Source organism: Affinirhizobium helianthi (genome assembly GCF_042680945.1).
Lineage (GTDB): Bacteria > Pseudomonadota > Alphaproteobacteria > Rhizobiales > Rhizobiaceae > Neorhizobium > Neorhizobium helianthi.
This window is the reverse complement of record NZ_JBHUEQ010000033.1, coordinates 1-7,807: the sequence shown is the minus strand read 5'-3', so window position 1 is coordinate 7,807 and position 7,807 is coordinate 1. Positions and strand designations below refer to the sequence as shown.

At 57.1% G+C, this 7,807-nt stretch carries 6 protein-coding genes and 1 pseudogene; 3 read left to right on the top strand and 4 right to left on the bottom strand.

Translation table 11 applies throughout. The features are described 5' to 3' along the window. From ACFSE1_RS17605 to purD, 3 genes are all read right to left on the bottom strand, one after another. A partial coding sequence (locus ACFSE1_RS17605; protein ID WP_377404314.1) for a cache domain-containing protein occupies window positions 1-691 on the bottom strand: 691 nt, incomplete at its 3' end. Between the two features lie 280 nt (window positions 692-971). Continuing rightward, the gene (locus ACFSE1_RS17600) at window positions 972-1,454 is read right to left on the bottom strand and encodes a plant virulence effector HPE1-like domain-containing protein (RefSeq protein WP_377404311.1); all 483 of its coding nucleotides are present in this window, start codon (window positions 1,452-1,454) and stop codon (window positions 972-974) included. Window positions 1,455-1,591: 137 nt separating this feature from the next. Continuing rightward, window positions 1,592-2,854, bottom strand: coding sequence for a phosphoribosylamine--glycine ligase (gene purD / locus ACFSE1_RS17595; protein ID WP_377404308.1), 1,263 nt, complete (start codon window positions 2,852-2,854; stop codon window positions 1,592-1,594). Between the two features lie 172 nt (window positions 2,855-3,026). Here purD and ACFSE1_RS17590 point away from each other — a divergent pair, with 172 nt between their 5' ends. Together ACFSE1_RS17590 and ACFSE1_RS17585 are read left to right on the top strand one after the other, a co-directional pair. Continuing rightward, window positions 3,027-5,345: a Tex family protein gene (locus tag ACFSE1_RS17590; protein ID WP_377404305.1), complete on the top strand. Its 2,319-nt coding sequence runs from the start codon at window positions 3,027-3,029 to the stop codon at window positions 5,343-5,345. A 157-nt stretch (window positions 5,346-5,502) separates the two neighbouring features. Continuing rightward, window positions 5,503-6,777, top strand: coding sequence for a class I SAM-dependent methyltransferase (locus tag ACFSE1_RS17585; protein WP_377404302.1), 1,275 nt, complete (start codon window positions 5,503-5,505; stop codon window positions 6,775-6,777). A gap of 398 nt (window positions 6,778-7,175) precedes the next feature. Here ACFSE1_RS17585 and ACFSE1_RS17580 read toward each other — a convergent pair whose 3' ends face one another. Continuing rightward, window positions 7,176-7,421 (bottom strand): hypothetical protein, encoded by a 246-nt coding sequence (locus ACFSE1_RS17580; protein ID WP_377404298.1) that lies wholly within the window; start codon window positions 7,419-7,421, stop codon window positions 7,176-7,178. A gap of 25 nt (window positions 7,422-7,446) precedes the next feature. Here ACFSE1_RS17580 and ACFSE1_RS17575 point away from each other — a divergent pair. Next, window positions 7,447-7,807, top strand: a pseudogene (locus tag ACFSE1_RS17575) (hypothetical protein); the annotation flags it as partial.

The window sequence follows — 7,807 nt, the reverse complement described above, 5'->3', positions numbered from 1 at the left end:
TTTCGTCTGCTACCGCACCCAAGGCGTCGTGAATGGCCGAAAGCGGGCGCGTGATGCCGCGGATGATCACATAGGCCACTAAAACGGCAAACAGCAGGATGATCAGGCCAGCACTGAGCACCTTGATGGTTGTGGCGCGAATTTCAGCGGCAAGATCATCAGTGTAAAGACCCGTTGACAGCACGATAGACCACGGTTCGAAAACCTTGTTGTAGGATGTTTTGGGAAAGACGTAGTCGTTCTGACCCACATTCGGCTTTGGACCGAGAAACTCGACATAACCGCCGCCAGCGCGCGCAACGCGGACGATTTCATCCCGATAGGCGAAGCCAGCGCTATCCGGTTTGCCCTTCGAGGAAACGCCCACCAGCTTCGGGTTTGGATGAAGCACCATCACCACATCGAAGTCATAGGCAAAGAAGTAGCCGTCTGGTTCAAACCGCATTTTGGTAATCAGCGCATACGCTTGCTTCTGAGCCTGCTCACGCGTTAACTCGCCGCTTTTCTCCCGTTCATAAAAGGCCTGGAGAACCGACATGCCGGTTTCCACTTCCGTCCGGAGCAGTTCGTAACGCTGTTTATAGATTGCGTCAGAAGATGAACGAATTTGCAGAAATGCTGCAATGGAAAAAGCAAAAATGAGACCGCCAACCAGAATGGCAAGCTGAGTCGGAATAGAAAGGCGCTTCATTGGGTCTCCTGAACTCAAAACGGGTTTCCCGCCCGCCAAACATCAGCGGTTACGGTCATGCGGCATGACTCACTGTTTATGCATTGTGATGCACGTAATGAGTGTAGGCACAATTGATTAAAAAAAATTTTCAGGGCAGCGAAAGCCTGCGGCGACGCGCAATCCCGCCTGCCGCACCAAACTGCATCGCGGTTTTGCGGCAGCGCATACGCAAACATAGAGGTTTAACGCAACGCCGCGCGAGGCGCCGAGACGCGTGAACGGCGGATCTGGATGATCTTTAGCGGGTCGGGCGCAATTCGAACTTGGAGAAATCCGGCAGGGCAGGCTGCTCGACGGTGGGCATTGCGGGCGCCGAGACGGGTGTGGCGGAAACGGCGGATGTCGTGGCCTTTGTATCCACCCCATCGGACCTGTTTTCGCGGCCACTGCGGCTCAGCATGAACTGCTGCTCGCTCTCGATCCAGACGGGATTCAGGCTGACATAGCGCACGGGCGAGCCGCCCATCCAGTTGCCGGTACGGGTTACCATGGGTTTGCCGTCATGTTCGGAAATCATGACATTGTCCTTGCCCGGCTCAAGCAGCGGAACGCGGTAGGTGGAGCGGCTTTCATCCATCTGGCTGCTGTCACAGGCCGCGCAGGCCAGATGGATGACGCTGGGCGCATCCGCGATTGGCCTGCCGGAGAGATTGACAATGGAAGACTGTCCCGCAGACACCGCTGCGAGCGAACTAACCAATGCAACAATTGAGGTGAACATTCCGGCAATTCCTTCCCAATCTTGAAGGATGATTACCGGAAGATTCTTTCCAAGCGGTCAGGGAGAACAGTTAACCGAGGGTAAAGCGCATCATTTCTGGCCGAAATGGCACAATGACCGTATGAGATGTTTCTCAATTAGCGGTTGAGTGCCCGCCAGCCGATATCGCGCCGGCAGAAGCCATTCTCCCATTCAACCGCATCGGCGAGACGATAGGCGGCAGCCTGCGCCTCTGCCACGCTTGCGCCCAAGGCAGTGAGGTTGAGCACGCGCCCGCCGCTTGCGACGAGTTGGCCGTCCTTCAAGGCGGTTCCGGCATGAAACACCTTTGCGTCACGCCCTGACGCTGGCAGAGAACGGATCGGCGTGTTCTTTTCAAAGGCGGCAGGATATCCCTTGGAAGCCATGACGACGGTAAGGGCAACGTCATCGCTCCATTCCGCCGTGATCTGATCCAGCGTGCCGGTGGAGGCAGCAAAGAGAAGCTCCAGAAGATCGCTTTTCAGGCGCATCATCAGCACTTGGGTTTCGGGATCGCCGAAGCGCACATTGTATTCAATAAGCTCTGGCCCCTTGGCGGTGATCATCAGCCCGGCAAAAAAGACGCCGGTGAAGGGATGGCCGCTTGCTTCCATGCCGCGAATGGTCGGCTCGATGATCTCCTTCATGGTGCGCTCCACCATGGCAGGCGTCATGACCGGGGCAGGGGAATAGGCCCCCATGCCGCCGGTGTTCGGGCCGGTGTCGCCATCGCCCACGCGCTTGTGGTCTTGCGCGGTTGCGAGTGCCAGTGCCGTCTTGCCATCGGAGAGGCAGAAGAAGCTGGCTTCCTCGCCATCCAGATAGGCTTCCACCACAACCTCGGCGCCCGCCGCGCCAAAGGCACCAGCGAAACAATCATCCACGGCAGCCAAGGCTTCGTCCAGCGTCATGGCAACGGTCACGCCCTTGCCAGCGGCCAGGCCGTCTGCCTTCACCACAATGGGTGCGCCCTGTTCGCGAATATAGGCCTTGGCCGGTTCTGCTGATGTGAAGCGTTGATAGGCGCCCGTCGGAATGTTGTAGCGGGCGCAGATATCCTTGGTGAAACCCTTGGAGCCTTCCAGCTGTGCGGCGGCCTTGGACGGGCCGAACACCACAAAGCCAGCTTCCCGCAAATCATCGGCCAGACCGGCCACCAGCGGTGCCTCCGGACCAACCACCACAAAATCGATCGCATTGTCGCGGCAGAAGGAAACGACGCTCGCGTGGTCTTCCACGTTCAGCGCAACCAGTTCTGCTTCTTCCGCGATACCGGGATTGCCGGGGGCAGCATAAAGCCTGGTGAGCTTCGGGGATTGCTTGAGCTTCCAGGCGAGCGCATGCTCACGACCACCGGAACCGATGAGAAGAACCTTCATTGCCGCGCTCCTGCTGCTGAAAAGAGATGTTGGGCGGTTAAGGGCAGGGGCGGCAAAGGTCAAGGCCGAAGCTCGGCCGATGCGGGTTCAAGCTGTGGAATCGGTGCCTCTACCGTTGCCTTGCCACGATCTGCCGCTATGGTCGCCCCAGATTCGAGAAACAGGAAGACCCATGGCTGCCGATAACAAGCTTCTTGCCGCCACCATTGCCGCAGAAATCAATGCCCGCCCGGATCAGGCGGCGGCAGCCATTGGCCTGCTGGATGAAGGCGCCACGGTTCCCTTCATTGCCCGCTATCGTAAGGAAGTCACCGGCGGTCTGGATGATACGCAGCTGCGCACTTTGGCGGAGCGGCTGGTTTACCTGCGCGAGTTGGAGGCACGTCGAGGCTCCATCGTCGATAGCATTAATAGCCAAGGCAAGATGAGCGACGAGCTGGCGCTGAAGATTGCCCGCGCCACGACCAAGGCCGAGCTGGAAGATCTTTATCTGCCTTACAAGCCCAAGCGCCGCACCAAGGCGGAAATTGCCCGCGAGCGTGGCCTTGCGCCGCTGGCCGAAGCCATCTGGGCCAATCGTACCGCTGATCCGGCAAAGCTGGCGGAAGCCTATCTCTCCGCTGACGTGGCGGACGTGAAGGCAGCGCTGGAAGGCGCACGCGATATCGTGGCCGAAACCATCACCGAAAATGCCGATCTGCTTGGGCGCTTGCGCCAGTACATGCGTGACAATGCCACGCTGCGGGCCAAGGTGGTGGATGGCAAGCAGGAAGCGGGCGCCAAGTTTGCCGATTATTTCGATCATTCGGAGCGTTGGGCAACGACGCCGGGTCACCGGGCGCTGGCCATGCTGCGTGGCTGGAACGAAGAGTTCCTCACGCTCACCATCGATGTGGATCAGGACGATCCGTCCCCCATCAAGCCAACGCATCGCATGATTGCGAGCGCCTTTTCCATTGGCGAAAAGGGACCGGCAGATCGCTGGCTGATGGAGGTTGCCGGCTGGACCTGGCGCGTCAAGCTTTCCATGTCGCTGTCGCTGGACCTGATGCGCGAACTCCGCGAGCGTTCGGAAGAAGAGGCGATCCGCGTCTTCGCCCGTAACCTGAAGGATCTGCTGCTGGCCGCTCCTGCCGGTTCTCGTGCCACCATGGGGCTCGATCCGGGCATTCGCACCGGCGTGAAGGTGGCGGTGGTGGACGGCACCGGCAAGCTGGTGGAAACCACGACCGTCTATCCTTTCCCGCCGAAAAACGATCTGCGCGGCACGCAGGCGGAGCTCGCCAGCCTCATTCGCAAGTATAAGGTGGAGCTGATCGCCATTGGCAACGGGACCGGCAGCCGCGAAACGGAAAAGCTGGTGGCGGATATGCTGGCCGCATTGCCTGCGGGCGCAAAACCCACCAAGGTCATCGTGTCCGAGGCGGGCGCTTCCGTCTACTCGGCCTCAGAACTGGCGGCCGCCGAATTCCCGAACCTCGACGTTTCGCTGCGTGGTGCGGTTTCCATCGCCCGCCGTCTGCAGGATCCGCTGGCGGAACTGGTGAAGATCGAGCCGAAGTCCATCGGCGTTGGCCAGTACCAGCATGATGTGGATCAGGGCAAACTCTCCCGTTCGCTGGATGCCGTGGTGGAAGATGCGGTGAACGCTGTGGGTGTGGATCTCAACACCGCCTCTTCGCCGCTTCTGGCCCGTGTGGCCGGCCTTACCCGCTCTATTGCCGATGCCATCGTCATTCACCGCGACCAGAACGGACCCTTTGCCAGCCGCAAGGAGCTGTTGAAGGTAGCACGTCTCGGTGCACGCACGTTTGAGCAATGCGCGGGCTTCCTGCGCATTCCAAACGGCAAGGAGCCGCTCGATGCCTCCGCCGTTCACCCGGAAGCCTATGGTGTGGCGAAAAAGATCGTCGCTGCCTGCGGTCGCGACCTGCGCGACCTGATGGGCGATAGCGCCGCCTTGAAGAAGCTCGATCCGCGTCAGTTCGTGGATGAGCAGTTCGGTCTTCCGACGGTGAAGGATATTCTGGCCGAGCTTGAAAAGCCGGGCCGTGACCCGCGCCCCAGCTTCAAGACGGCGACCTTTGCGGAAGGCGTCAATGAGATCGAGGATCTGAAGCCGGGCATGATGCTGGAAGGCACGGTCACCAATGTGGCCGCCTTCGGAGCCTTTGTGGATATCGGCGTGCACCAGGACGGGCTCGTCCATGTGTCGCAACTGGCGGATCGCTTCATCAAGGACCCGCACGAAGTCGTGAAGGCGGGCGATGTGGTGAAGGTGCGCGTGGTCGAGGTGGATGTGAAGCGCAAGCGCATTGGGCTCACCATGCGCAAGGATGGCGGCGAGGCGGCGCCCGCCTCAATGCGTGAAACCAGAGGTCCGGGTGCCGGCAACCCCATGCGCCACGCGCAGGCAAAGCCGCAAAAGAGCGAAGCCAGCCAGTTGGGCGGTCTGGGTGCGGCAATTGCCGAAGCCATGAAGAAGCGCTGATCGCATAGCCTTGCAAGAGTGAATGAACGGGCCGGACAATTGTTCGGCCTGACGCAGAAGTCATGCCTTTATTGTAACACTTTTGCTCTTGCCAGATGAAGGAAAGGGCGTAATTTAGAATTTGATAAGGCAAGCTTATTAAGCCCGGAGGTTCATGATGAACTCGTCCTTGCGCATGCTTCTGTCAAAAATCATCAAGGTTGGCCGGTTGCAGGTTTATGTGCCAAGCGGCGAGGAATGGTTCGGCGAGGGCGGAGGGCGAGAGGTTGCCATGCGCTTCACGGATGAAGCGGCAGAGGCGGAACTCGTTGCAGACCCGGCGCTCAAGCTGGGCGAGCTTTACATGGATGGCCGCATTGTCATTGAGCGCGGCGACATCTACGAGTTTCTGGCGCTGGTGAAAGACAATACCCTCAGCGAGGGGCTGACCTTCGGAATGCTATGGCGCGGCGTGGCGCGCATCGCCGCCAGCCAGTTTCGCAATCGCGTCCCGGTCAATCGCAACCGCCGCAATGTAGCGCATCATTACGATTTGAACGCCACGCTCTTCTCCCTCTTTCTCGATGAAGACTGGCAATATTCCTGCGCCTATTTTAATCCGCCCGGCATCTCTCTGGATGAGGCGCAGCTGGCCAAGAAACGTCACATCGCGGCAAAGCTGCTGCTGAAGCCCGGTCAGCGTGTACTGGAGATCGGCTCGGGATGGGGTGGAATGGCGCTCTATCTGGCGGAGTCATCCGGTGCGGATGTGACCGGCATCACCTTGAGTGAAGAACAGCTTAAAATTTCACGCGAACGCGCTATTGCAAGGCACCTCTCCAAAAGAGTTCAATTTCAGCTTCAAGATTATCGCTACCTCAAGCCGGAAAAGCCATATGACCGCATCGTCTCTGTGGGCATGTTCGAACATGTAGGTCGTGCCAATTACGGCAACTTCTTTCGCAAGGTGAATGAGGTTCTGGCGAATAACGGGGTGATGGTGCTGCACGCCATCGGCCAGCCCACCGTGAGCTACATCACCAATCCCTTCATCGAAAAATATATCTTTCCCGGTGGCTATATTCCGGCGCTTTCCGAGGTTCTCCCGCATATCGAGAAATCAGGCCTTCTGGTGTCTGACATCGAGATCCTGCCCATGCACTATGCCCATACGCTGAGGCATTGGCGGGAGCGTTTCGTGGCACGCAAGGAAGAGGCGATTGCGCTCTACGACGAGCGATTCTTCCGCATGTGGGAGTTCTATCTCGCGGGATCCGAAATGGCTTTCACACATGAGAACTTCTTCATCTTTCAAATTCAGTTGAAGAAGCAGCGTGACGCTGTGCCGCACAATCGGGGTTATATTGCAGCAAATGAGGATATACTTAAGGAGGTCGAGGGGCGGCGAGTGCCAATGGCAAGCGTTTCAGCAGAGGTTGAAAGCAGGAGTTGACACGGAGTCCGGGAAGTGTCCGTAACCATTCGTGTTATTTCTGTGACATTCTAATAAATATAAAATTGTTTAAATGAAAAATAAATTGGCAGATGATAATTATTAAAGATCAATGCTAGCAGATATATCACAAGTATAAATGGGATGCATCCTGTATTATTCATATTTTTTTTGGAATGTTAACTGAACAAAAACATGGATAGCGCGACTGCGGTGAGGAGTGGTGCGTCTTTAGATTTTGGTTGCTCAGGATTGATTTATGCTACTTCTGGATGACAAACAGGGCGAAAAAGGCCTCCAATTTGTAAGAATGATCCGCCTTTATGCCCCGTGTCGCAATAATCGGAAAAGTATTAAATAATAATAAGCGGATGTACATTTGTAAAAATTTCTTAAAATTAACCTGACCGAATCCATTTGATCTTGGGTTTCATATCAAACACAATTCTCCTCAAAGTTACTTGCGACTGAAATTGAGTTTCAAGAATAACAACAAGGGGAACGAACATGGTTTCAGGTGTATCTGGGCAGGCGCCGCGAACGACAAAGAACACACCTCCGCCGCCTCCGGAAAAGGATAAGGATAAAAAGCCGGCTGCTGCAGCCCCCGCGAGTGCAAAGACCCCTTCCGCGACGACGGCCAAGGTTGCGCCAGGAACTGCTCAGCCGATGACGGCCGCAGGCACCAAGAGCACTTCACAGCAGACGCAGAAGGTTTCTCCCTTCGCAGCGAAAGACAATGCTGGAACGTCCGGATCTGCTGGAAAGCCAGCGGACGCCAAGGCGGCTGATGTAAAGGCCGAACCTGCAAAGGCTGATCCTAAAGCTGCTTCAACTGACAAGGTCGCTGACAACAAGACGAATACAAAGGCTGCCGATCCGAAGGCAGATGCCTCAAAGGTGGCTGACGCCAAGACTGATCCAAAAGCAGCGGACACCAAGGCTGGAAAGCCAGCGGACGCCAAAGCGGCTGATGTAAAGGCCGAACCCGCAAAGGCTGATCCTAAAGATGCTTCAACTGACAAGGTCG